Origin of the sequence: Nocardia aurantia (genome assembly GCF_009604425.1) — a bacterium.
GTDB lineage: Bacteria > Actinomycetota > Actinomycetes > Mycobacteriales > Mycobacteriaceae > Nocardia > Nocardia aurantia.
In genome coordinates this window covers 81,433-105,757 of sequence record NZ_WEGI01000017.1, presented here as the reverse complement: position 1 = coordinate 105,757, position 24,325 = coordinate 81,433, and the positions used below count along the sequence as shown (strand labels likewise).

Annotated in this window: 22 protein-coding genes; 7 read left to right on the top strand and 15 right to left on the bottom strand. The window is 70.6% G+C overall.

The features are described 5' to 3' along the window. Positions 1 to 178 precede the first annotated feature (178 nt). Positions 179 to 988 (top strand): SAM-dependent methyltransferase, encoded by an 810-nt coding sequence (locus NRB56_RS33975; protein ID WP_319943934.1) that lies wholly within the window; start codon positions 179 to 181, stop codon positions 986 to 988. 20 nt (positions 989 to 1,008) lie between these two features. Next, positions 1,009 to 2,307 (top strand): sensor domain-containing diguanylate cyclase, encoded by a 1,299-nt coding sequence (locus NRB56_RS33970; protein WP_319943933.1) that lies wholly within the window; start codon positions 1,009 to 1,011, stop codon positions 2,305 to 2,307. A 12-nt stretch (positions 2,308 to 2,319) separates the two neighbouring features. Here the strand turns inward: NRB56_RS33970 and NRB56_RS33965 are convergent, their stop codons facing one another. From NRB56_RS33965 to NRB56_RS33920, 10 genes are all read right to left on the bottom strand, one after another. Beyond that, positions 2,320 to 3,519 (bottom strand): GNAT family N-acetyltransferase, encoded by a 1,200-nt coding sequence (locus tag NRB56_RS33965; protein WP_319943932.1) that lies wholly within the window; start codon positions 3,517 to 3,519, stop codon positions 2,320 to 2,322. Between the two features lie 114 nt (positions 3,520 to 3,633). After that, the gene (locus NRB56_RS33960) at positions 3,634 to 4,428 is read right to left on the bottom strand and encodes an ABC transporter ATP-binding protein (RefSeq protein WP_153348449.1); all 795 of its coding nucleotides are present in this window, start codon (positions 4,426 to 4,428) and stop codon (positions 3,634 to 3,636) included. After that, on the bottom strand, positions 4,425 to 5,381 hold the full coding sequence (locus tag NRB56_RS33955; RefSeq protein ID WP_227838552.1) for an ATP-binding cassette domain-containing protein: 957 nt from the start codon (positions 5,379 to 5,381) through the stop codon (positions 4,425 to 4,427). The genes NRB56_RS33960 and NRB56_RS33955 overlap by 4 nt, the downstream gene beginning before the upstream one ends. Further along, on the bottom strand, positions 5,378 to 6,421 hold the full coding sequence (locus NRB56_RS33950) for an ABC transporter permease (protein ID WP_319943931.1): 1,044 nt from the start codon (positions 6,419 to 6,421) through the stop codon (positions 5,378 to 5,380). Before NRB56_RS33950 ends, NRB56_RS33955 begins: the two co-directional genes overlap by 4 nt. Continuing rightward, positions 6,418 to 7,368 (bottom strand): ABC transporter permease, encoded by a 951-nt coding sequence (locus tag NRB56_RS33945; protein ID WP_319943930.1) that lies wholly within the window; start codon positions 7,366 to 7,368, stop codon positions 6,418 to 6,420. Before NRB56_RS33945 ends, NRB56_RS33950 begins: the two co-directional genes overlap by 4 nt. Positions 7,369 to 7,378: 10 nt before the next feature. Beyond that, entirely contained in the window at positions 7,379 to 8,950 is a 1,572-nt protein-coding gene (locus NRB56_RS33940; protein ID WP_153348448.1) for an ABC transporter substrate-binding protein, read from the bottom strand. A gap of 10 nt (positions 8,951 to 8,960) precedes the next feature. Continuing rightward, complete coding sequence (locus tag NRB56_RS33935) at positions 8,961 to 9,752, bottom strand: alpha/beta fold hydrolase (protein ID WP_319943929.1); 792 nt, start codon at positions 9,750 to 9,752, stop codon at positions 8,961 to 8,963. Beyond that, positions 9,745 to 11,031 (bottom strand): O-acetylhomoserine aminocarboxypropyltransferase/cysteine synthase family protein, encoded by a 1,287-nt coding sequence (locus NRB56_RS33930; RefSeq protein ID WP_153348447.1) that lies wholly within the window; start codon positions 11,029 to 11,031, stop codon positions 9,745 to 9,747. Before NRB56_RS33930 ends, NRB56_RS33935 begins: the two co-directional genes overlap by 8 nt. Then, entirely contained in the window at positions 11,028 to 12,035 is a 1,008-nt protein-coding gene (locus NRB56_RS33925) for an isopenicillin N synthase family dioxygenase (protein ID WP_319943928.1), read from the bottom strand. The genes NRB56_RS33930 and NRB56_RS33925 overlap by 4 nt, the downstream gene beginning before the upstream one ends. Positions 12,036 to 12,201: 166 nt before the next feature. Then, on the bottom strand, positions 12,202 to 13,554 hold the full coding sequence (locus tag NRB56_RS33920; protein WP_319943927.1) for an MFS transporter: 1,353 nt from the start codon (positions 13,552 to 13,554) through the stop codon (positions 12,202 to 12,204). A 197-nt stretch (positions 13,555 to 13,751) separates the two neighbouring features. Between NRB56_RS33920 and NRB56_RS33915 the strand changes: the two genes are divergently transcribed. Continuing rightward, a complete protein-coding gene (locus tag NRB56_RS33915; protein ID WP_319943926.1) occupies positions 13,752 to 14,318 on the top strand; it encodes a TetR/AcrR family transcriptional regulator in 567 nt (188 codons plus the stop codon). A 65-nt stretch (positions 14,319 to 14,383) separates the two neighbouring features. Then, positions 14,384 to 15,436 (top strand): aminotransferase class V-fold PLP-dependent enzyme, encoded by a 1,053-nt coding sequence (locus NRB56_RS33910; protein ID WP_153348446.1) that lies wholly within the window; start codon positions 14,384 to 14,386, stop codon positions 15,434 to 15,436. Between the two features lie 60 nt (positions 15,437 to 15,496). On the opposite strand, the gene NRB56_RS33905 is transcribed toward NRB56_RS33910, so the two are convergent. The 4 genes from NRB56_RS33905 to NRB56_RS33890 all read right to left on the bottom strand — a co-directional run bounded on the left by NRB56_RS33905 (position 15,497) and on the right by NRB56_RS33890 (position 19,715). Further along, positions 15,497 to 16,633 (bottom strand): Fic family protein, encoded by a 1,137-nt coding sequence (locus tag NRB56_RS33905; RefSeq protein WP_153348445.1) that lies wholly within the window; start codon positions 16,631 to 16,633, stop codon positions 15,497 to 15,499. A gap of 67 nt (positions 16,634 to 16,700) precedes the next feature. After that, a complete protein-coding gene (locus NRB56_RS33900) occupies positions 16,701 to 17,174 on the bottom strand; it encodes a GNAT family N-acetyltransferase (RefSeq protein WP_153348444.1) in 474 nt (157 codons plus the stop codon). A gap of 67 nt (positions 17,175 to 17,241) precedes the next feature. Then, positions 17,242 to 18,702, bottom strand: a complete 1,461-nt coding sequence (locus NRB56_RS33895) for an aldehyde dehydrogenase family protein (RefSeq protein WP_153348443.1) — start codon at positions 18,700 to 18,702, stop codon at positions 17,242 to 17,244. A gap of 245 nt (positions 18,703 to 18,947) precedes the next feature. After that, complete coding sequence (locus tag NRB56_RS33890) at positions 18,948 to 19,715, bottom strand: IclR family transcriptional regulator (RefSeq protein WP_153348442.1); 768 nt, start codon at positions 19,713 to 19,715, stop codon at positions 18,948 to 18,950. Between the two features lie 157 nt (positions 19,716 to 19,872). Between NRB56_RS33890 and NRB56_RS33885 the strand changes: the two genes are divergently transcribed. After that, complete coding sequence (locus tag NRB56_RS33885; protein WP_153348441.1) at positions 19,873 to 21,048, top strand: 4-hydroxybenzoate 3-monooxygenase; 1,176 nt, start codon at positions 19,873 to 19,875, stop codon at positions 21,046 to 21,048. On the opposite strand, the gene NRB56_RS33880 is transcribed toward NRB56_RS33885, so the two are convergent. Next, positions 21,015 to 21,890 carry an NAD(P)H-binding protein gene (locus NRB56_RS33880; RefSeq protein ID WP_153348440.1) on the bottom strand — a complete coding sequence of 292 codons (876 nt, stop codon included), beginning with the start codon at positions 21,888 to 21,890 and terminating at the stop codon, positions 21,015 to 21,017. The genes NRB56_RS33885 and NRB56_RS33880 overlap by 34 nt on opposite strands. Before the next feature lie 87 nt (positions 21,891 to 21,977). On the opposite strand from NRB56_RS33880, the gene NRB56_RS33875 reads away from it, so the two are divergent. Further along, positions 21,978 to 22,922 carry an AraC family transcriptional regulator gene (locus NRB56_RS33875; protein WP_153348439.1) on the top strand — a complete coding sequence of 315 codons (945 nt, stop codon included), beginning with the start codon at positions 21,978 to 21,980 and terminating at the stop codon, positions 22,920 to 22,922. Positions 22,923 to 23,205: 283 nt separating this feature from the next. After that, positions 23,206 to 24,315: an o-succinylbenzoate synthase gene (gene menC / locus NRB56_RS33870; RefSeq protein WP_153348438.1), complete on the top strand. Its 1,110-nt coding sequence runs from the start codon at positions 23,206 to 23,208 to the stop codon at positions 24,313 to 24,315. Positions 24,316 to 24,325: the final 10 nt, after the last annotated feature.

The window sequence follows — 24,325 nt, the reverse complement described above, 5'->3', positions numbered from 1 at the left end:
ACGGCGGCCGACCCCATGCGCGCTGGTTGCGGCCGGTTTTCCGCCGGCAGCGGACAAGATCGACGCGACGCGCGGATGGGACTAATATCCGCTGGTATACCCGTGCCGTCGATTCGGCGCACATCGGGTGGCCGCCCGGGCGGAGGCTCGGAAGCACAAGGGCAAGAGGGGTTTTCGCGTGGAAAGACCGGCATGGGCACCCGACGGCGTGGATATGACGCGGGCCAGCCCGGCCCGGATGTACGACGCGTTGCTCGGTGGTTCGCACAATTTCGAGATCGATCGGCTCGTCGCGGAACAGGCCAAGAAACTCGTACCGGATCTGCCGCGGCTGGCGCTGAGCAACCGGGCGTTCCTGCGCCGGGTGGTCCGCTTCCTCGCCGACGCGGGCATCCGGCAGTTCCTCGACGTCGGGTCCGGCATTCCGACCGCCGGCAACGTGCACGAGATCGTGCAGTCGATCGACCCCGGCATCCGGGTGCTCTACGCCGACATCGATCCGGTGGCGGTCACGCATTCCCGCACGATCCTCGCGAATGTCCCGGGCGCCGACGCGATTCAGGCCGATCTCCGGAAACCGGACGAATTGCTCGCCACCGCCGCCGGAACCGGCCTGATCGATGTCGGCGAGCCGATCGGCCTGCTGCTGATCGCGGTGCTGCACCTGCTCCAGGACGCCGAGCGCCCGGCCGAGCGCGTCGCCGCGCTGCGGACCGCGCTGCCGGTCGGCAGCTACGTGGCCATCTCGCATCTCACCTCCGCGCTGCGCCCCGACGACGCGGCGCTGCTGGGCGACCACTCCGCCAACACGAGTCACGTCGGGATCCGCTTCCGCGACCGCGCGGCGATCACCGCGATGTTCGACGGCTGGGAGATGATCGATCCCGGCGTGGTGGAACTGCCGCAGTGGCGGCCGGAATCCGACCGCGATCTGCACGAGGCCCCCGGTCGCTCGCTCGGCCTGGCGGGGGTGGGACGCAAGATCTGAACTACGGCAGGGGTATAGGTGTGGGTTCGCACGAGCTGGGGGTGCGCTGGGCCGACGCGCTGGACGGCGTCGTCGCGCCCACCCTCACGCGAACCCGGATCGAGGAACTGCTGGCCGAACTCGGCGAGGGGTTGCTGGCGGTGCTGCGCGGCACGGCCGAGCCGGGCACCGCGCGACAGGCCGCCTCCGCCCTGGTGGACGCCAACTATCGGGACGCGGCCGCGGTGAGCCGCTCGATCTCGGTGATCTGCCGCGACATGGTCGACGCCGTCTGCCCGGAGCGGGACGAGCCGGAGTACGAGCAGGTGCGGCAGCGCGCGATCGACGCGGCGGGCGAATTCGCCGCGGGTTTCACCGCGGCCCTGCGCTCCACCGCACTGGCCGAACAGGAGAGCACACTGGCGGCGGCGCTGGCCGCCGTGCGCGAGGCACAGTCCCAGCGGCAGTTGTCGGAGGCGCGGTTCGCGGCGATCTTCGCCGGAGCTTCGGTCGGCATCGGCACGATCGACGCGGACACCGGACGGGTGCTCGACGTGAACGCGACCTTCGCCGACATGCTCGGCGTCCCGCAGGATCGCATCCCCGGGCGCACCGTGCTGGAGGTCCTCGGCGCCGACAACATCGGCCCCGCCTACGACCGGTTCCGGCTGCTGCTGCTCGGACAGGTCGACCGATTCCGCATGGAGACCCACACCATGCGCCCCGACGGCAGCCACACCGACATCGACCTGTCGATGTCGGTGGTCCGCGACGCGGACGGACGGGTGCGGTTCCTGATCGGGGTCGCGGTCGACATCACCGAACGCAAGGCGCTCGCCGACCGGTTGTGGCACGACGCCCACCACGACAATCTCACCGGCCTGGCCAACCGGGTGCTGTTCTTCGACCGGCTCGCCCACGCCGACGGCCCGCTCGGGCTGTGCTATCTGGATCTGGACCGGTTCAAGGCGATCAACGACGCGCACGGCCACACTGTCGGCGACCGGGTGTTGCGGACGGTGGCGGAGCGCCTGCGAGCGGCCGCCGCCCCGGAGGGCCTCGCCGCCCGCATCGGCGGCGACGAATTCATCGTGCTGATCGAGAACTGCACCGGCCCCGCCCAACTGGCCGCCGTCACCGAGCGCCTGCTCGCCGCGGTGTCCCAGCCGATCGTCGTTGCCGGGCAACCGGTCTCGATCGGCGCCAGCGTCGGCACCACCCTGGTCGACCGCCGCCCGCAGGACGTCGACGCGCTCATGCACACCGTGGACTCGGCGATGTACCGGGACAAGGCGATTCGGCCCCGGGACGTGCCGGACCCGGCCGATCACCCGCGCTGACCCGGCCGCCGATCAGAAGAAGGTGCCCCCGAACGGCTGAATTCCGGTGGCGAACAACGTATCCGCCGCGTCGACCGCGCCCGGCCGGTGCTCCCGGACCCGGCCCGCCACCGCCAGTTGCCGCCACGCGCTGCCGCCGAGGTACACGGCGGCCAGGCTCGCCACGCCGGCACTCAGATCGGCCGGATCGCCGGTGGGGACGGCCCCCTCGGCGGAGATCCGGTAGTGACCGGAGTTGGCCGGCAGGATCGGATCGGTGACCGCCACGACGACGGGCGTGCCCGCCCGGTAGGTGCGGCGGTCCAGCGCCGCGGGCACGTCCACCAGCCGCAGCCAGGTCTCGTCGGTGACACCGGTGACGGTGACCGCGCGCTCGTCGGTGAAGAAGTGCCGCAACGGACTGTCCAGCGGGGTGAAGGTGACGATCAGCCGGTCGACGATGTCGTGGGACACCAGATGGCGCACCAGCCCGTGGAAGGCGGCGGGCGTGGTCGCCACGAAATCGTCCACGACCACCGTGCGCCGCGGATGTCGCGGCCACCCGTCGGTATCGGTGGCCCGGTACCGCAGGAATCCGTCCTCGGCGCCGGGTTCGCCGTGCACCACGGCCCATCCGCCGCCCGCCGCGACCGATTCCTGCAGCCGCCACCAGTATCGGGGCCGCTCGATCGCGCCGATCCAGGAAAAACCCTCGGTGGCATAGATTTTCGGCAACAAGTCCCAGCGTGCCGCGGCATCGAGGTAGCGGACCGGCCCACCGCCGGGGACGGTGTCGCGCAAGCGGGCGCGCCGCAGGTCCACCTCGACCGTGGCGTAGGAGGTGGCCACCCCGTACCCGAACCGCTCGTAGATCCCGCCCTGGGTGGCGCGCAGGCTCGCTACGACCTCCCCGCGCTCGGCCGCATCGGCCAGTTGATGCCGCAGCAGCGCGCTGACGACCCCGCGCCGGGTATGCGTCGGCAGCACCCCGACATGGGTCACCGCGGCATGCGGCACCCACTGCCCACCGGGCACCACCAGCCGGCTGGTGTACGAATCGGCCCCGCCCACCAGCTCACCACCGAGCCGCGCGCCGAGGGTCCGCCCGGGTTCGACGAGGCCGTCGGCGACCTCCGCCGGAACCGGCGGCAGACCGACCATCGCGGTCCGGAATATCGCCCCGGCGGCCCGCACCTCGGCGGGTTCGGTCAAGGTGTCGATCTCGATCGTCACCGATTCGCCTCCTGTGCCTCAGCGGAATTCGGAAACCGCCGATCCGTCGCGCCCACGGTCGGCGGGACCACGATCAACGGTACCGAGCCGAGGACGTGGGCTGCCGCCCCTCGCTCAGGTCGGCAGCGCCGGTACGGCGCGCAGCAACGCCTGGGTGTACGGGTGCTCGGGGGCATCGAGAATCGCTGCGGTCGAACCGGATTCGACGACCGCGCCGTCCTTCAGCACCAGCAACTCGTCGCACAACTGCTGCACGACGCCGATATCGTGCGACACCAGGATCAGCGACAGGCCGAAGCGGGCCGCCAGATCGCGGACCAAGTCGATGATCTGGGCCCGCACCGAGGCATCCAGCGCCGAGAAGGGCTCGTCGCCGACGAGGACCGCCGGTTGCGGCGCCAGGGCGCGGGCGATCGCGATGCGCTGCCGCTGACCGCCGGAGAACTCGTGCGGATAACGCTGGGCGGCATCGGGTTCCAGGCCGACGGCAGTGAGCAGCTCGGCGACCCGGGCATCGTGGTCGCCGGGAATACGCAGGCATTCCAGGGGTTCGGCGATCGAGTCGCGCACGCTACCGCGCGGGTCGAGGGAATCCAGCGGATCCTGTAGCACCACTTGCACTTCGCGGCGGAACCAGCGCAGGTCGCGCCCGGCCACCGCGCGATCCCGGTAGCGGACCGTGCCCGCGTCGGCGCGTTCCAGCGCGAGCAGCAGGCGCAGCAAGGTCGACTTCCCGGACCCGGATTCGCCGACGATGCCGAGGTGACCGCCCTCGGGCAGGGTGAGACCGACGTCGCGCACGGCATGCCGGACCTGTGGCCGTTCCCACGGCACGCGCCGCGGCAGCCGGTAGCTGCGGGTGAGGCCGGTGGCCGTGAGCAGCGGGGTCACCGGGGTGCCGGTGGTCATCGCGTTCCCTCCGTCGGGCCGGGGGCGGGCACGCCGGCCGCATCGGGAGCGGCGGTCGATACTTGTTCGGGGACAGCAGGTTTCGCATCCGAGCGGACCGGATCGGCAGGCACGGTGTTCGAGACCGGCGGATGGGAATCCGCGGCATCGGCACGAGGGGCATTCGGCAGGGGCGGGCGGCGGAAGGCGGCGGCGCGGGCCAGGTTCAGAAGTGTTCGGGTGTAAGGGTGTCGCGGGTCGTGCAGGATTCGATCCAGGGGGCCTTGTTCCAGCACGCGGCCCTTGCCGAGGACCAGCACTCGCTGCACCACCTGGGCGAGCACGGCCAGATCGTGCGTCACGAACAACAGCGCGGTGCCTTGTTCGGCGACGAGATCGGCCAGCAGCGCCAGAATGTCGGCCTGCACGGTGACATCCAGTGCGGTGGTGGGCTCGTCGGCCAGCAGCAGAGCGGGCCGGGAGGCGACGGCCATAGCGATACCCACGCGCTGCCGCTGGCCGCCGGACAATTGGTGCGGATAGGCGCGCACCAGCACCTCCGGATCGGGCAGGCCGACCTTCGCGGCCAGCGAAACCGCCTCGGCCAGAGCCTGTTTGCGGGACAGCCCGCCGTGCAGGCGCAACGGCTCAGCGATCTGCTTCCCCACGCGCATCAGGGGATTCAGCGCCGACAGCGGTTCCTGGAACACCATCGCGATCCGATTGCCGCGGATCCGCGACAGCTCCCGATCCCGGCGGCCGAGCAGTTCCGCACCGTCCAGGCGGATGCTGCCGGACACCTCCGCGTCGTCCGGCAGCAGGCCCAGGATCGCCAGTGCCGTCAGCGTTTTGCCCGATCCGGACTCACCGATCAGACCGAGGCGTTCCCCGGCGTCGAGGTCGAATCCGACATCGTCGACGACCGTCCGCCCACCCAGGCGGACGGTCAGGCCCGCTACCCGCAGCAGCGTCATGCCGCACCCCCGGCGCCCCCGGCGAGGTGATCGGCAGCGGCCACACCGGATTGCGCAGCCGACCCGGACTCGGCGGCCACGCCGGACTCCACCGCCACACCCGGCTCGGCGAGCACGGCGCCGACCGCGAGGGCCGGACCGGGGGCACTACCACGCCCACCGGTCCGGCCTCGGCGCAGGCGCGGATCGGTGGCCTCGCGCAGGGCGTCGCCGAGCAGGTTGAGGCCCAGCACCGTCACCGCGACGGCCAGGCCGGGCCAGACCACCAGCAGCGGCCGGGCGGAGATGTAGGCCTGCTGTTCGTGCAGCAGGCCACCCCACGACGGGGTCGACGGGGAACTGCCGTAGCCGAGGTAGGTGAGCGCGGCCTCGGTCAGCACCGACACCGCCATCACCAGCGACAGCTGAACGATGAGGGTGGGAGCGATGTTGGGCAGCAAGTGTTTTCGCACGATGCGCGGGGTCGAGGCGCCCGCCGCCCGCGCCGCCAGCACGTAATCCGCCCCCAGCACTCGGGCGATCTCGCCGCGCGACACCCGCGCCACCGCGACCCCGGCGCTGATCCCGATCGCGGCCAGCACGGTAGCCAGCGAGGCACCGTAGACAGCAGCCAGCACCATGGCCAGCAACAGCGCCGGGAAGGCGATCACCAGATCGATCGCCTGCGCCACCACCGCACCCGCCCACCGGGGGGCGAGCGCCGCCGAAATGCCCAGGGCCAAGCCGATGATCGCGGCGATCAGCGCCGAACCGGCCGCGACGACCAGGGTTTCGCGGCTGCCGGCCAGCAGCACGCTGAACTGGTCGCGGCCGACCCGGTCGGTGCCCAGCACATGGCCGCGCCGAAAGGGCAACAGCCAGGCCGCGCGCGGGTCGGTGGCCTGCGGATCGAAGGGTGTCCACCACACCGCCACGAGCGCGGCGATCGCCAGGACCGCCACCACCGCCAGGCCGAATACCCCGGCCGGTCGGCGCAGCAGCGCCCGCAGTACGGTGCGCAGCGAGCGCCCCCGCCTTCGGGTCGCGAGCCGGCCGCTCACCGCGCGATCCCGGTGCGCGGATCGATCAGCCGATGGGCGATGTCGACCAGGAAGCCGATGATCAGGATCGCCGCGACGAGCAGCATCAGTTCGCCCTGCACCTTCACCAGATCCCGGTTGCCGACATCGGCCACCAGCATGTTGCCGACGCCGGGCAGGGTGAACACCGTCTCGACCACCACTCCCCCGACCAGCAGGGTCGCGATCTGCAGGCCGAGGATGGAGACCACCGGCACCGCCGCGTTGCGGAAACCGTGCCGCAGCAACGCCTGTCCACGGGTGAGCCCCTTCGAACGCGCGGTGCGCAGGAAGTCCGCGTGCAGTACGCCCAGCACCGCCGACCGCACGAACCGCAGCAGCACCGCGCCCTCGGTCAGGCCCAGGGCCAGGCACGGCAGCACCAGACTACGGACCGCCTGCCCCGGATGCGCCCAGCCTTCCACCGGAAACCCCTGTGCAGGAAGCCATTTCAGCTCGACCGCGAACACTGTGATCAGCAGCAGCGCCAGCCACAGCCCGGGAATCGCGATGCCCAGCTGCGACAGCGCCGACAGCGCGGCACCGGCGGCGGTACGGTGGCGCACCGCGGCCCAGGTGCCCAGCGGCACCGCCAGACTCAGCGACACCGCGATCGCGCCCAGCACCAGCGGCCCGGAAACCTCCAGCTTCCGGCCGAGTTCGGCGCTCACCGAGGCGCCGTTGAGCTGGGACCGCCCGAAATCACCGTGCAGCACACCCCGGATCCAGGACAGGTACTGCATCGGCAGCGGCCGGTCGAGCCCGAGGTCGGTGCGCAGCGCCGCCAACTGGGCCGGGCTGTAGTTGATGCCGCCGATGGTGGCGGCCACGTCGCCGGGCAGCAGCCGCAGCAACGCGAACACCACGACGCTGGCCACCGCCAGCGACACCACCAGCAACCCGGTGCGGCGCAGCAGGAATACGGTCACGACGGCGGTATCACCGGCCGACCGCGAGCGTGCTCAGGGTGAACCGGTTGCTGGTTTCCGCCTGCGGCACCCCGTAGACCCCGGTGCGCACGACGGTCGTGGTCTCCACCAGCAGCAGCCAATCCGTGGCGGCGTCCTGCGAGATCTGCCGGGCCACGTTCTTCAGCAGCGTGTCCCGCTCGGCCTCGGAGGCGGCGGTGCGGGCCTGGGCGTACCACTGCTGCACCTGCTTGTTGTCGTAACCGAAGTAGTAGGTGGGCTTGGTGTAGTTGTCGAGATCGTGCGGTTCGGCGTGATCGACCAGGCTGAGCTGGAAGTCCTTGTTGGTGTACACCTTCTGCAGCCAGGTCTGGAACTCCACCTGCCGCACCACGAGCGTGACGCCGACCTTCTTCAGATCGGACACCAGCACATCCGTGACCGACGGCGGGTAGATGTTCGGGACATCGAGGGTCAGTTGCAGTCCGTTGCCGAAACCGGCCGCGGCCAGCAGCTTCCGGGCATTGTCCGGGTTGTACGCGTCGATTCCGGTGAGATCCTCGTACCAGGGATCCTGCGGCGGCACGTCACTGCCGATGACGACGCCCGCGCCGTAGGTCCGGACCGTGGAATTCTTGTCGATGGCCTGCCGGATGGCGTGCCGCACATCGGGATTCGTGAACGGGGCCTGCGAGCCGTTGAACGCCAGCACGAACTTGTCCGTCGTGGTGCCGCGCAACACGGTGAACTTGCCGTTGCCGGTGAACGGTTGCAGCAGGGTCGGATCGGCGGACACCTGAATGTCGGTCTGGCCGGTCGATTCCGCGTTGTTCGCCGCGTTGGGGTCCTTGATGTAGTGGAACACCACCTTGGCGACCTTCGGCTTCGCGCCGGTGTAGGAGTCGTCGCGCTGCAACGTGATCGACGATCCCCGGTTCCACTGGGTCAGCCGGAACGGCCCGGACCCGTTCTCGGCGCCGTCCAGCGTGGCGAAGTCGGTGCCCTGTTTGTAGACGATGCCGCCGCGACCGGCGAGGGTCCACAGCAGCTGGGTGTCGCGCTGTTTCAGGGTCAGCCGGACGGTCGCGGGATCGGGCGCGGTGACCTCGGCGACCGAGCTGAAGTTGGCCGCGCGCACCGATTTCGAGCCGGGCGCGATCTGCTGATTCAGTGACCAGGCCGCGTCCGCGGCGGTCAGCGGTGAGCCGTCGTGGAATGTCGCGCCGGGCGTCAGGTGGAAGGTGTAGGACAGTCCGTCCGGCGCGACCTCCCACGCGCTCGCCAGGGCCGGGACGATCTTGTCCTTCGCGGCGGTGTCGACGCTGAGCAGGCTCCGATAGACGTTGTCCAGCAACAACTGTTCCAGCGCGGTGCCCGCGGTGCCGAAGATGTTGAGGCTGGTCGGTTCCAGCGTCAGCCGGACGTTCACCGTGGCTCCGGTGTCGAGCTGATCGTCCGGCGGCGTGGCCGCCTGGGTGGTCTGCGCGACGGTGTTCGGGCCGGTGTCGCCGCCGGTGCCGCACCCCGACAAGGCGAGGCAGGCCAGCAGTGCGGTGGCGGCGGCCGCCGCCACCGCCACCGGATTCCGGTGTGCGCGTGTCATCGTGGATCCTTTACAGCTGCTCGTCGATGAAGGCCACCACGGCGCGGAACACCTCGTCGCGGTCGATTTCGTTGAGGATGTTGTGCCGATCCTCCGGGAAGATCGCGGCGCGGGCATCCGGGAGCGCCGCCACCGCCTGCCGGACCCCGGCGACCGGCGCCATGTCGTCGTCCGCGCCGTGCACGAAAAGTACCGGCAGCGTGAGCTTTTCGAGGGCCGCCGGAATGCGCGGCGCGACCTCGCCGAGCGCGCCGATCGTCTCGAGCCGTAGCCCGCCCTGCCAGGTCAGCGGGTCCTCGCGAATCTGCCGCGCGTAGGCCGGATCCCGGACCATCTCGCTCGGATCGCGGCGCAGTTCCCACGGATCGGTGCCCGCGGACAGCACTTTCACCACCCAGCTCTCTCCCGCGGCGACCAGCGAGGAGCCGGCCAGCACCAGAGCCGTCGCGGGCACGCCGCGTTCGGCGACGAGCAGTGTGGACACCAGCGCGCCCAGGGAATGTCCGGCCACGACCAGCGGCAGGTCCGGATGTCGCTGCCGCGCCAGCCCGATCAGGGTGGCGGCGTCGGTGATCAGATCGTCGACCGACGTGATCAGCACGCGCTCACCCGCACTGCGGCCGTGCCCGGCGTGATCGGCGGCCCAGAACGCGAATCCGGCCGCCCGTAGCGCGGCCGCGAGCGGCTCGTAGCTGCCGATGTGTTCGCCGAGCCCGTGGCAGAACACGACCAGGGCGCGCGGCCGCTCCGGTTCCCAGCGCCGGTAGTGGACGGTTCCGGTCGCGCCGTCGAATTCAGCCACCCAATCCCTCTTCCAGATCCGCGATCAGATCGCGTGTCCCTTCCAGGCCCGCCGACAGGCGTACCAGACCGGGGGTCACCCCGCTGTCGAGCTGCTGCGCGGCGTCCAGCTGCGCGTGCGTGGTCGAGGCCGGATGGATCACCAGGCTGCGCACATCGCCGATATTGGCGAGGTGGCTGAACAGTCGCAATCGGTCGACCAAGCGGCGCCCCGCGTCCGACCCGCCGGTCAGCTCGAACGCGAGCACCCCGCCGGCCCCGTGCGGCAGATACCGTTTCGCGGCGTCGTGCCAGCGGCTCGACGGCAGCCCGGCGTAGTGCACCCGCTCGACTTCGGGCCGGGCGGACAGCCATTCGGCGATCGCGAACGCGTTCGCACTGTGCCGGGCCACCCGCAGCGACAGCGTTTCCAGCCCGTGCAGCAACAGGAAACTGTTGAACGGCGAGACCGCCGGGCCGAGGTCGCGAAGCAGCTTGGTGCGCAATCGGGTCAGATAGCCGAGCTCGGCGAAATCGGCGCCGAAGACCAGGCCGTGATAGCTCGGGTCCGGTGCGTTCAGCTGCGGCCAGCGTCGCGGGTCGGCGGCGAAATCGAAACGGCCGCTGTCGATCACGGCGCCGCCGATCGCGGTGCCGTGCCCGGAGAGGAATTTCGTGGTCGAATGCACCACGATGTCGGCGCCGTGCTCGATCGGTCGCAGCAGATACGGTGTGGGAACGGTGTTGTCGACCACCAGCGGCACCCCGGCGGCGTGGGCGATCTCCGCGACCGCGGCGATGTCGAGGACGTTGCCCAGCGGATTGCCCACGGTCTCGGCGAACAGCGCCTTGGTGTTCGGCCGGATCGCCGCCTGCCACTGTGCCGCGTCGTCCGGGTCGCGCACGAAATCGACGGTGATGCCGAGATCGGCGAAGGTGTAGGCGAGCAGGTTGTAGGTGCCGCCGTAGAGCGTGGCGGCCGCGACGACATGGTCGCCGGCCCGCGCGATCGTCAGCAGGGCCAGCGATACCGCCGCCTGCCCGCTGGCCACCGCCACCGCACCGACCCCGCCCTCCAGCGCGGCCAGTCGCGCCTCGGCGACCGCCGTGGTCGGGTTCGACACCCGGGTGTAGGCGTGGGTCTCGGCATCGCGCAACGCGAAGGTCGCCGCGGCGTGCTCGGCGTCGTGGAAGACGTACGAGGTGGTCTGATAGACCGGTGTGGCGCGCGCGCCGGTGACCGGATCCGGTTGTGCCCCACTGTGGATCTGCCGGGTCTCGAAGGACCAGTCCTCGCTCAAGACTGCTCCAGCACGTCGGACCACCAGCGCCGCGCCACCCGCGGATGCGAACGCAGCCAGCCGATCAGCGCGTTCTCCCCGTACGCGGCCAGCAGCGGGTTGTCCGCCTCGGCGCTGACGCCGCGCGCCCGGGCCGCCAGATCCGCTGGGAGCGTGAGTGGTTCGACCACGGCGTCCAGACGGGGCCCGAGGAAGAACGGCACCGAATAACGGTCCACGCCCGGCGCCGGGCTGACCACCCGGTGCCGGGTCGCGATCAGGTAACCGCGCGTGGCGATCTCGAGCATCTCGCCGATGTTGAACACGAAACTGCCGGGTACCGGCGTCGCGTCGAACCAGCCGTCCGGGCCCTGCACCTGCAGCCCGCCGATCTCGTCCTGTTGCAGCAGCGCGAGATAACCGTAGTCCTTGTGCGCACCGACCCCCTGATCCGAATCAGCGGTCTCGCGGCCCGGATAGTGGATGATCTTCACGTGTGTCGACGCCTGCTCGTCGAACCAGGCGTCGAAGTAGCTCTCGTCCTGGCCGAGCGCGACGGACAAGGCGCGCAACACCTCCCGGCTCACCCGCAGCGCCTCCGCCTGCCAGGCGAGGGTGATCTCGCGCAACCGCGGCAGTCGCGCCGGCCACTGGTTGGGGCCGATCAGCCGGGTCCAGGCCGGGGCGCCCGGCACCGGGGCCGGCGCCTCGCGCTCCGGGCCGATATCGATCTGCTCGCGGCGATCCGGTGCGCCGGCGGTGTATTCGTGTCCGGTGCTGGTGTATCCGCGGAACTGGGGTGAGTGGATGTTCTCGATCTCGCGGCGCTGTTCGACCGGCAACGCGAAGAATTGCCGTGCCACATCAAAGATTCCGGTGGTCAGCTCGTCCGGCACGCCGTGGCCGACGACGTAGAAGAAGCCGACCTCGTGGGCGGCGTGCCGCAGGTCGTCGAGGAACGCCGCCCGCTCGGCGGCGGGCCCCCGGAACCTGGAGATGTCGATCAACGGCAGACGGGCAGTCACCCTTCCGGATGGTAGGCGCACGGGGCCGCCGGTAGCCCCCTTTGATTCATTGTGAGTTTTGATTCGCTGGGACCGGATTCGCTGTGGCCGGATTCACGACGGCCCGATTCGCGAGCGGCCGGACCCGCCGGGCCGAAGGGCACGGCGGGTCCGAGTCCGGCGGCGCTCAGTTCGCCGGCCGCCGGAAGGTGGTGGCGATCACCAGCGTGAGCACCGCGATCGCCGCCGAACCCGCGAACGCGGCGGTGACTCCCTCGGTCAGCACATGATGGGCCGAGCCGGTGGCGTGCCGACTCACGGTGCCGAATACGGTGACCAGGATGGCCAGCCCGAGCGCGGATCCGGTCTGCTGCAACGTCTGTAGCGCGCCACCGGCCGCCCCCGCCTCGGCGGGCGGCACATTCGCCATGATCAGCACGTTCAACGGCGCGAAGGCCAGGCCGATCCCGGTGCCGATCAGTGCCGTCGCCACGAAGATCACCGGGAAATACGCGGTGTCGGTGGTGAGAAAGACCAGCAGCACCAGGCCGCCGATCATCAGTGTCGTGCCGGTCATGGTCATCACCTTGGGACCGAGCCGGGGCAGCAGCCGCGGGATCAGGCGCACCAGGGTGAACATCGTGACCGCCGTCGGCAGGAAAGCGAAACCCGTTGTCAGCGAGCTCATTCCACGCACCTCCTGCAAATACTGGGTGAGGAAGAAGAACATCGACATGCCCGCCATCGGCCCGAGGAAGAAATTGGCGTAGGCGGCCGCGCGATTGCGGTCGGCGAACAGGTACAACGGCAGCAGCGGTTGCGCCGTGCGGAATTCGATCGCCACGAACGCGAGGATCAGCAGAACGCCCGCGCCCAGCGAGATATCGGTGGCCGCAGCCGACCAGCCGTGCGCGGCTGCCTCGATGAATCCGTACACCAGCGCGGCGACACCGCCGGTCGCGGTGACCGCGCCGGGCAGGTCCAGCCGGGCCGGCTGCCGGGGCGTGTCCGGCAGATAACGCAGGCCGGCCGCCACCACCGCCGCGCCGATCGGCACATTGATGAACAGCACGGACCGCCAGCCGAACCATTGCGTGAGCAGGCCGCCCACGATCAGCCCGATCGCGAACCCGGCACTGCCGATCGTGGAAAACCATGCCAGCGCCCGGATTCGGGCCTTCGGCTCGCTGAATGTGGTGGTCAGGATCGCCAGCGTGTTGGGTCCGGCGAGCGCGCCGCCGATGCCCTGCACCACCCGCGCGACCAGCAGCCACGCCGCCGACGGCGCCAGCCCGCCGCCGAGCGAGGCCAGCGTGAACAGGGCGACGCCGATCAGGAACAACCGCCGTCGCCCGAACAGGTCACCGGCACGGCCGCCGAGCAGCAGCAACCCGCCGAAAACCAGCGTGTAGGCGTTCATCACCCAGGACAGGCCGGTCGGACTGAAGTCCAGATCCGACCGGATGCGCGGCAGGGCCACGTTCATGACGGTGATGTCGAGCATGATCATCAGCTGACCGCTGAGCAGGGTGGTCAGCACGACACCCGGCCGCGTTTGCCCGAATCGGGCCCGAACCGGCGCGCCGGAAGACACAGTAGTGGTAGTAGACAAGGACGCTCCATCGGTGAGGGAACTAAGCGGAGAGACTCTCCGTTTCCGATGGGGATAGCATAGGGAGATAGTCTCCGTTTACGCAAGAGTAAGCGGAGAGTCTGTCCGTTTCCAGTGGAGGGTTCGTGGACGCACCGTCTCCAGGGCGGCCGATGCGCGCCGACGCGCGGCGCAACTACGAGCGCATCATCGAGTGCGCCCGGCAGGCATTCACCGAGCACGGCCCCGAGGCGCCCCTGGACGACATCGCGCGGCGCGCCTGCGTCGGCGCGGGCACGCTCTACCGCCACTTCCCCAACCGGGAGGCGCTGATCGAGGCCGTCTATCGCGCCCGCATCGAGCACCTGGCCGCCCGCGCCTACGAACTGGTCGAGACCCTGGAGCCGATGAAGGCCCTGGAGCAGTGGCTGTACGACCAGGTCACCTACGTGCTGAGCGAGCACAGCCTGGCGCTCACCCTGAAGGCCTCGATGGATCAGACCTCCGAAACCTTCACCCTGTGCCGCACCATGATGACCGACGCGGCCGCGGCCGTGCTGATCCCGGCCCAGCGGGCCGGCCTGGTCCGCACCGACATCGAACCGCGCGACCTGATCCGGCTGGGCCACGGCATCGCGACCGCCTGCGAACACTCCCCCGAGGCCGCTCCCCGCCTGCTCTCGGTCGCGGTCAACGGCCTGCACCCGATCTGAGTCGCGGTCCAGCGGATCACCGGTGGCTCTGGCGCGGGTGGTGGCGCCGGTTCGACACTGAAACCATGCAGCCCCTCGCACCCGGCGAATTCGCCACCGACGCCATCTACCTCAACACCGCGAGCTACGGCCTGCCGCCCGCGCGGGCGCTCGCCGCCGTGCGTGCGGTCACCGACGACTGGGTGGCCGGGCGGGCGGCGCCCAACAAGCACGACGACCGGGTGGATCCGGCGCGCGCGGCCTTCGCGCGGCTGCTGACCGGCGCGACCGCCGACGACGTGGCCGTCGGCAGCACGGTGGCCGCCCTGATCGGCCCGATCGCCGCGGCCCTGCCCGCCGGCGCGGAAGTGCTCGTCGCCGCAGGCGATTTCGCGTCGGTGTCGAACCCCTTCCGGTACCGCGGCGACCTGTCGGTGCGCACCGTACCGCTCGAGGATCTCGCCGCCGAGGTGCGCCCGCGTACCGCCCTGGTGGCCGCGAGCCTGGTCCAGTCCGCCGACGGCCGAATCCTCGACGCACCCGAATTGCGCACGGCGACAAGGGCGCACGGTGCCCGCCTGCTCCTCGACGCCAGCCAGGCCGCCGGCTGGCTGCCCCTGCGTTTCGACGACGCCGACTACTGGGTCTGCGCCACCTTCAAATGGCTGCTCGGCGCCCGCAGCGTGACCTTCCTCGCGGCCGGCCCCGAGGCCGCCGAAACCCTGCGCCCCCTGGCCCCCGGCTGGTACGCCGCCGCCGACAGATGGTCGGAAATGTATGCCCCGCAACGCCTCGCGTCCACGATCCGCCGCCTCGACGACACCCCCGACTGGCTCGGCATCACCGCCACGCTGTCGGGCCTGGAACTGGTGGAACACCTGACGGTCGACACCATCCGCGCCCACGACCTGACCCTCGCCGACCGCTTCCGCACCGGCCTGTCCGCCCTGTCGATCCCCGCCCTCCCCGCCCCCGGCTCCCCCATCGTCACCATCCCCGACGCCACCGGCCTGGCCCCGCTGCTGCCGCCCGCGGGCATCGTCGCCACCGCCCGGAACAACACCCTGCGCTTCGCCTTCCACGTCCACAACACCAACGCCGACGTCGACCACACCCTGAAGATCCTCGGCGGGGCTTGATCCGGCGCACCCGCCGCGAAATCCCCGGTGGCGGTCGCGCACTGGCGCCGGGCGAACGAATCAGTCGCGGTACGGATCGTCCAGCACGACCGGGGTGCGCGCAAGGTCCAGGACGTGCTCGGGAAACGACCGACCGGCCACATAGAACCGGGCCCGGGTCCGGCCGACCGGTTCCAGGATGCCGCGCGACACCAGCTCGCGTAGATCCCGTTGCGCCTGTTGCACACTCAGCGCCTCACTGCGTTCGTAGCGGGTGCGGCGCACCCGCCCGGCCATCGCGACATCATGGAGAGCGGTGACCGGTCGCTCGTCGAGCCCCGCGCCGGAAGCGAACTCCGTCAACGCATTCCACACCCGGCCGGATCGCTCGAACCGCGCGTGCACGGTCTGTGCCTGCTGGTGATACGCCATCAGGTTGAAGCGAATCCAGTCCGAGACATCCTGATCCGGGCGATAAGTCGGACCACGACGCCCCAGCACCTGGTAGTACTCCCAGGTGTTGCCGGGACGGCCGAGCCACGCCTCGATGGACGAGAATTCCGGCGCCAGAACACCTTCCCTCGCGATCATCAAAGTCTGCAACGAGCGGGACATCCGGCCGTTGCCGTCGGACCAGGGATGAATCGACACCAGATGGAGGTGGGCCATCGCAGCCCGGATCAGCGGATGCGAACGATCGTCGGCGTTCAGCCAGTCGATGAGCGCCGCCATCAACGCCGGCACCTGTTCGACGCCGGGTGCGGTGTAGGCCGCGATACTCGGATCGCGGGCGTCGGTGACATAGACCGGGCCCGGACGCCATTGCCCGGCCGGTCTGCGTTCGGTGTGCCGATGCCCCTGCAACATCCAGTGCAGGGCGTTCAACAGACCCTTGCCGTAGGCGAAATCCGGGACGGAGTGCAAAGTCTGGATGTAGGTCATCATCTGCTGATAGGCCAGGGTCTCCGCCCGGTTCTCATCGGAGACGTCGACATCGCGCTCCCCCGCCATCAGGTCCTCGACATCGACGGTGGAGACCTTGAACCCTTCGATCGAGTTGGACGCCGCGACCGCGTCCGCGGTCAGGAACTTGCGCAGGCCGCCTGCCCACTTCGCGGGCCTGCCCTGTAGTTGATGTCGCAAGTCGTCCCGCATGCGGTCCACGTCGGACAACACACGCTCGTCGGCGGCCGTCAGGGCAGGTGTCGGAAAGAGCATTTCGGCATAATACTATGACGCAATCATAGCGTCGCGACCGGTTGGTGTGGAACGGTGCGGGTCGCGCTCAGGTGAACCGCTTCTCGAAGCAGTGGGACAGGGGCAGGACCTCGTAGGGCGGGAAGTGCGGGATGCGCTGGTAACCGTTGCGCTCGTAGAAGCGGACCGCTTCCGGTTGGAGGTGGCCGGTTTGCAGGATCAGGCGCGGCAGGGCGAGGGTGCGGGCGGTGCGCTCGGCGGCCTCGAGCAGGGCGGTGGCGGTGTACGAGCCGCGATGGCGGGGGCGGACGAACATGCGCTTCAGTTCCAGGTCGGCGCGGTTCCAGCGGACCGCCGCGTGACCGGCGGGACCGTCGGCGTACGCCACGTAGGTGCGGACGACCGTGTCCGGGTCCACGTGGTTGGGGTTCACCGGGAATTCGCGCATCAGGCCGGCGTAGCGCGGGCCCACCTCGGCGGCCATCTCGTCGCGCAGTGTCACCGCGTCCGGGTGGTCCCACTCGACTTCCAGCACGGTCAGGTCGAGGGGCACACTGGTCATGAACGCGACGGTAGCGCAGGGGTCGCCGGCCGAGAAGGGTTGCGCTCAGCGGGATCCGGAGGGCGGATCAGCCGGGGAAGCGCGCGTGTTCGGTGGCGAGGGTGACCCAGCGGGTGTTCGAGAACGCCTCGATGCCCCAGCGGCCGCCGAAGCGGCCGTAGCCGGAGGCCTTGAAACCGCCGAAGGGGGCCTGCGGTTCGTCGCCGACGGACTGGTCGTTGATGTGCACGATGCCGGTGCGCAGCCGGGCCGCGACCTTCAGGCCGTGGGTGCCGTTCTCGGTGATGATGCCCGCGGACAGGCCGTTCGCGGTGTCGTTGGCCAGCGCGATCGCCTCGTCGTCGGTGGCGAAGGTCTCGACCACCGAGACCGGGCCGAAAATCTCGGCCCGGGCGATCTCGGCGGCCGCGGGCACGTTCGCCAGGACGGTGGCGGGGTGCAGGGCGCCGCTCGGCTCGCCACCACCGGCGAGCACCGTCGCGCCCTTGCCGACGGCATCGGCGATCAGGGCCGAGACACGCTGGGCGGCAGCGGTGTTCACGAGAGGCCCGACTACGGTCGCCGGATCCTCGGGGCCACCGGTGGGCAGATTCGCCACCACCTCGGCGAGTTTCGTGGTGAACTCCGCCGCCAGCGATTCGTGCACCAGGATGCGGTCGGCGGACATGCAGATCTGGCCGGAGTTGGCGAAGGTCGCGAAAACCGTTGCCCGGACCGCATAGTCGACATCGGCGTCGGCGAGTACCAGCACCGAGTTCTTGCCGCCGAGTTCCAGCACGGCCGGCTTGAGATGCTGCGCGGCAAGGGTTCCCACGATGCGGCCGACCTCGGTCGAACCGGTGAAGTTCACCGCCCGGACCCGCTGGTCGGCGATCAGCGCCGCCACCACCGCGGGACCGTCGGCGGGCGCGTTCGTGACCACGTTCAGGACCCCGGCGGGCAGTCCGGCATCGCGCAGCACGTCGGCGATGAACAGGCCGCTGGACAGCGGCGCGGCCTCACTGGGCTTGAGCACCACCGTATTTCCGGCGGCCAGCGGCGCGGCGACAGCCCGGGCCGACAGGATCAGCGGGGCGTTCCACGGCGCGATCGCCGCGACCACGCCCACCGGCTCGCGCACGGCCATGCCCAGCACACCGGGTTGCTGTGCGGCCAGCACCTCACCGCGCGGCGCGGTGATCGCGGCCGCCACCTCACGAAACACGTTGGCCGCCAGCCCGACATTGAAGTGCGCCCAGCCGCGGGTGGCGGCGACCTCGCCGGCCATCGTGTCGGCGGCCGCCTCGATCCGCTGCTCCAGCAGATCCGCGGCCGTGAGGAAGATCGCGCGCCGTTCGAACGGGCCCAGCGCCGACCAGGATTCGAACTCGTGGGCCGCCGCGTCGACGGCGGCGGTCACGTCGGCGGGTGCGGCCGCGGCGACCGTCGCGAACACCTCTCCGGTGTGCGGGGTCACCACGTCGGCGGTGTGGCCGGATCGCGCGGGAGTTTCCTTGCCGCCGATCAGCAGCTCACGGATGACGCTCATGAATCTTCCTCGAATCTCGTCGTCCACGGCGCGATCACCCGCGGACCCGGGCCCGATCGCGCTCCGCAGCGGAGCATGGCCGGTTCGGGGCACCGGGCACTACCTGCGTTCCATTCAATGGAAGAGGAATCTCGGCGGGGTGGAAGTAGCCACCGGCGTCGCCGACGACCGGTGCGCGACCCCGTGCCACCGAGCGCCCGGAATTCGACTGCGGCCGTGAGGCGTCGTGCCACCGGGTCGTCGGCTCAGCCGGTCGCGGTGAAACCCGGGGATTGCAGAGTACGGGAGATTCCGCGGGCGGCGGCGAGCAGGGCGGGCAGGGTCGAGCGGGCGGAGCCGTCGCGCGGGACGATCACCGACAGCGCCGCGACCACATGGTCACCCCGGCCGCGGAGCGGGGCCGCGACAGCCGTGGAGAGGTCGTCGATGAAGCCGTCGCAGTAGGCGTAGCCGGTGTGCCGGATCTCGCCGAGCAGCACCCGCAGGGTGCGCGGATCGCTGGGGGTGCGTTCGGTGAAGGCGCGCAAGGGGCCCGCGAGGATCGACTCCTGGAGTTCGATCGGGCCGTGCGCCAGCAGCACCAGCCCCAGCGAGGTGGCGTGCAGCGGCATCCGGCCGCCGAACCGGCTGACGTTGCGGACCGCCCCCGGCGCCGACAGCCGGTCGACGTAGAGCACCTCGCGATGGTGCAGCACACCGAGTTGGACGTGGTGCCCGACGACAGCGTGCAGATCCTCCATGTAGGGCATCGCGGCCTCGCGCAGGCCGAGGGTCGGGGACGCCCGCACCGCCAGTTCCCACATCCGCACCCCGATCCGGACACGCCGGTCGGCGTCGCGGCGCAGCCAGCCGTACCCGACGAGTTCGCCGACCAGGCGCGACGCGGTCGCCGGGGGCAATCCGGCACGGCGGGCCAGTTCGGTGACGGTGATCGACGGCGTCTCGGTGTCGAACGCCTCGAAGATGCGCACGACCCGTTCCAGCACTGATTCACCGCTGGTCGACCTCGCCATGAATCAGTTCTACCAGCACAAACGAGTCATTTCACCCATTCAATGGAACAGTGGTGGTGATGTGTGATCCCGGCGACGCATCCTCGGAAGGACCTTGGGGCGGCGCGTCCGGCGCCGGATACCGGTACCCATCCCGATTCGACGAGGAGTCCCGCACATGCGAACCCGTGTGGCGATCATCGGCGCCGGCCCGGCCGGGCTGCTGCTGGCGCATCTGCTCGATGCCGCGGGCATCGACTCGGTGCTGATCGAACGGCAGAACGCGGAGCATGTGGCCGCCCGCATCCGCGCCGGGATCCTGGAGGCGGGCAGCGTCGATCTGCTGCGCCGCGCGGGACTGGGTGAGCGCCTGGCGCGGGAAGGCATGGAACACCGCGGAATTCACCTGCAGTGGCCGAACGAGCGGCACCACCTCGACTTCGTGGACCTGATCGGGCGCTCGGTGTGGGTGTACGGGCAGACCGAGGTCACCAAGGATCTGCTCGCGGCCCGCGAACGCGCCGGGCAGGCCGCGTTCTACGCGGCGTCGGAGGTCACCGCGCACGAGATCGACGGTGAGCGACCGTATGTCGCGTTCGTCGACGCGGCGGGGCGGCCGCGGCGCGTCGACGCCGAGATCGTGGTCGGCTGCGACGGTTACCACGGCCCGAGCAAACAGGCGATCCCGGATGCGTTGCGGCACACCTGGGAACGGAACTATCCGTTCGCCTGGCTGGGCGTGCTGGCCGATGTCGAACCGTCCACCGACGAATTGATCTACGCCTGGCACCCCGACGGTTTCGCCTTGCACAGCATGCGCTCGCGGACTGTCAGCCGCTTCTACCTCCAGGTCACCCCGGACGAGAACATCGGCGACTGGAGCGACGACCGGATCTGGGACAACCTCGCCACCCGCTTCGCGCTCGACGGCTGGACGCTGAAAACCGGTGCCATCACGGAGAAGAGCGTGCTGCCGATGCGCAGTTTCGTCACCACTCCGCTGCGGCACGGCCGGTTGTTCCTGGCCGGCGACGCCGGGCACATCGTGCCGCCCACCGGCGCCAAGGGCCTGAATCTGGCGATCGCCGACGTGGCCCTGCTGTCCCGGGCCCTGATCGCGTGGCTGCGCGACGGCGACACCGCCCCCGCCGCAACGTATTCCGACACCGCACTGGAACGGGTCTGGCGCTGCACCCACTTCTCGTGGTGGATGACCACGATGCTGCACCGCCACGGCGACGACTTCGACGCCCGGCTGCAACTGTCCCAGTTGCGGCGGGTCGTCGGATCACGCTCCGCCGCAACCGAACTCGCGGAGAACTACGCCGGATTACCGATGCCCGGACTCGACTGAACCGCCTCGGGCCGCCACGCTCCCGCCGCGGCCGCCGCAGCGGCGAAATCCTCGAACGAGCGGGCCGGCCGGCCGAGTGCCCGCTCGACGCCGTCGGTGACTGCACTGCCCGGACCGCTGTCCCGCAACCCGGCCAGCAGGCCGGTCATCATGCGCGCGACGGCCGCCGGCACGCCCGCCGCGGTCTGACGTTCGACGAAGGCGTCCGGCTCGATGTCGTCGTACCGCACCGGCCGCCCGAGCGCGGCACCGATGATCTCGGTCGCCTCCCCGAACCCGATCGCGCGCGGGCCGCTCAACTCGTACGCGCGGCCGTGATGACCGGTCCCGGTCAGCGCCGCGACCGCGACGTCGGCGATGTCGTCGGCATCGAGGAAGGGAGCACGACCGGCGCCGGCGGGCAGTGTGAGGGTGCCGTCGAGAATGCCACGCCGCCAGATGCCTTCGCTGAAATTCTGCGCGAACCAGTTGGGCCGCAGGATCGTCCACTCGACGCCGGCATCGCGCACCGCCCGCTCCGCCGCGTACAGGGGGTGGCCGGGCTCGCCCCCGCCCGGCGCCGACAACAACACCAGCCGCCGCGCGCCCGCCGCCACCACGTCCGCGGCGAATCGGGCGAGCCGCTCGCGGCCCGCCGCGTCGGCCGGGACGGCCGGCTCCATCAGATACGCCGCGCTCACGTCCGCGACGGCCGCCGGCCAGCCGGCCGGGGCCGTCAGATCCACCGCGAGATCGGCGCCGGCTCGCGCGGCGGTGCGCACCGGATGTCCGGTGGCGCGCAGTCGGTGGGCGATACGGCGTCCGGTGGTGCCGGTACCGCCGAGAACGAGGATGTTGGTCATGGATCCAGCCAACCTCGCGGGAACGAGACGATCCATGGTTCACGATCCGCGATACCTTTGCGATCGTCCAGCGGCTATCGTGCCGGCATGGACGTGCTCACCGATCTGCTGCGCGGAGCGCAGGCCCGCCAGTCGACGGTCCGGCAGCTGATCCAGCGCCCACCGTGGGCACTGACCTTCGCCGATCCACCCGATCTCACCCTGGTGACGATCCTCGCCGGACACTGCTGGATCGGGTTCGACGAGCCGGCGCGGCCACCGCGCAGGCTCGCCGCCGGTGACATCGCACTCCTCACCGGCGACGCCGACCACACGGTCCGCGACGATCCGGGTACCCCGCCACAGGTCGTGATCCGCGACGGCCGGAAGGAGTCGCTGAGTGCGGAACCTGTTGCCTCGCAACCGCTCCGGCCCCGCACCTATGGTGACGGACTTCCGGGCGCCACGGTCATGGTGCGGACGGCCTACACCCTGCACGGTGCCGTCGGCGCGCGACTGCTGGATCTGCTCCCGCCCCTGGCGATCGTCGCGGCCGGGCCGCGCACCCGCGCGACGCTCGAACTGCTGTCCGCCGAGGTGGTTCGCGACGAGCCCGGCCAGGACGCCGTCCTGCACCGCCTGCTGGATCTGCTCCTGGCACTGGTACTGCGCGAGTGGTGCATCCGGCCGGGCGGCAAGATCCCGGATCGCACGAACGCTTTCGCGGATCCCGCGATCTCCGGTGCCCTGAATCTGTTGCACGGCAACCCCGCTCATCGCTGGTCGGTCGCGGAGCTGGCGGGCCGGGCCGGAATGTCCCGCGCCGCGTTCGCCGCGCGGTTCACCGAACTGGTGGGCCGCCCGCCGTTGTCCTATCTCACCGACTGGCGCATGACCCTGGCCGCGGATCTGTTGCGGGACAGCGACGCTCCGATCGCGATAGTCGCTCGCACCGTGGGCTATCAGGACGCCTTCGCCTTCAGCACCGCGTTCAAACGCGCCCGCGGCGTCAGCCCGTCGGCCTGGCGCCGATCGGCGATTGACCCCGATTGACGTTGCGTACCAGCACCTTCCGTCGCGACCACCACTACGGAGTGCGCCCCGGGGTCGCAGGCATCGAGCTCTCCAACGGGCCCGGCCCCGCCACGACATCGCGCACCAGCCGGCCCGCACCGGGGCGCCGGCCGGCGCTGCGAGTATCGGCTCCGCCCAGCCGGTCCGCCGGTCCGCCGGATCACGGGATCGTCGGATTGTCCCAGAGTGTTGCGCCGATCGAGGAATGCCCGCCCGAGCCGCGGTCCGCCGGCCGGCCCGGCAGTACGCTTAGGGTGGGCGGATGGAACTCGAGGGTGCCGAACTGCGGTGGATGGAACTGCCGTTGCGCGAACCGTTCCGGACCTCGATGGGTATCGAGCGGCACCGCTGGATCCTGCTGCTGCGCATCGTGACACCGGACGCCGAGGGCTGGGGTGAGTGTGTCGCGCTGCCCGATCCGAGCTATTCCGCCGAATATCTCGACGGCGCGGCCGAGGTCGTCCGCCGGTTCCTGTTGCCCGCGCTGGCGGCGCACGGTGATCCGGAACCGGGCGACATCGCGCCGATCTTCGCTCGGGTGCGGGGCCACCGGATGGCGAAGGCCACCGTCGAGACGGCCTTGCTCGACGCGTGGCTGCGCGCCCGGAACCGTTCCTGCGCAACGTATCTCGGCGCGACCCGGGCCGTGGTCGCTTCGGGTGTATCGATCGGCATCGTGGACGGCCTCCCGGCACTGCTCGACACGGTCGCCACCCACCTCGGCGAGGGCTATCGGCGGATCAAGCTGAAGATCGAGCCCGGCTGGGACGTCGAACCGGTCCGCGCGGTGCGCGAGCGCTTCGGCGACGACGTGCTGCTACAGGTCGACGCCAACGCCGCGTACACCCTCGCCGACGCCGACCGGCTCGCCGAACTCGACGAATTCGGCCTGGCCATGCTGGAACAGCCTCTCGGCGAGGAGGACATCGGCGATCACGCCGTGCTGGCCCGCCGCCTGCGTACCCCGCTCTGCCTGGACGAGTCGATCGTCTCGGCCCGCGCCGCCGCCGAGGCGATCCGTCTGGGCGCGTGCGCGGTGGTGAACATCAAGCCGGGCCGGGTCGGCGGGCTGCTGGAATCGCTTCGCGTCCATGATGTCTGCGTCGCCGCCGGCATCCCGGCCTGGTGTGGTGGGATGCTGGAGACCGGTCTCGGCCAGGCCGCCAATCTCGCGGTGGCGGCGCTGCCGGGCTGCACCGAGCCCGCGGACATCACGCCGTCCGGCCGCTATTACGACCGGGACGTCACCGAGCCGATCGAGATGGCGGACGGGTACATTCGCGTCCCGGACGGACCGGGGCTCGGCATCGAACCCCTCCCGGACGCGCTCGCCGCCGCCACGACCGGCACGGAATGGATTCCGCTGCGGTGATTTCCGCCGC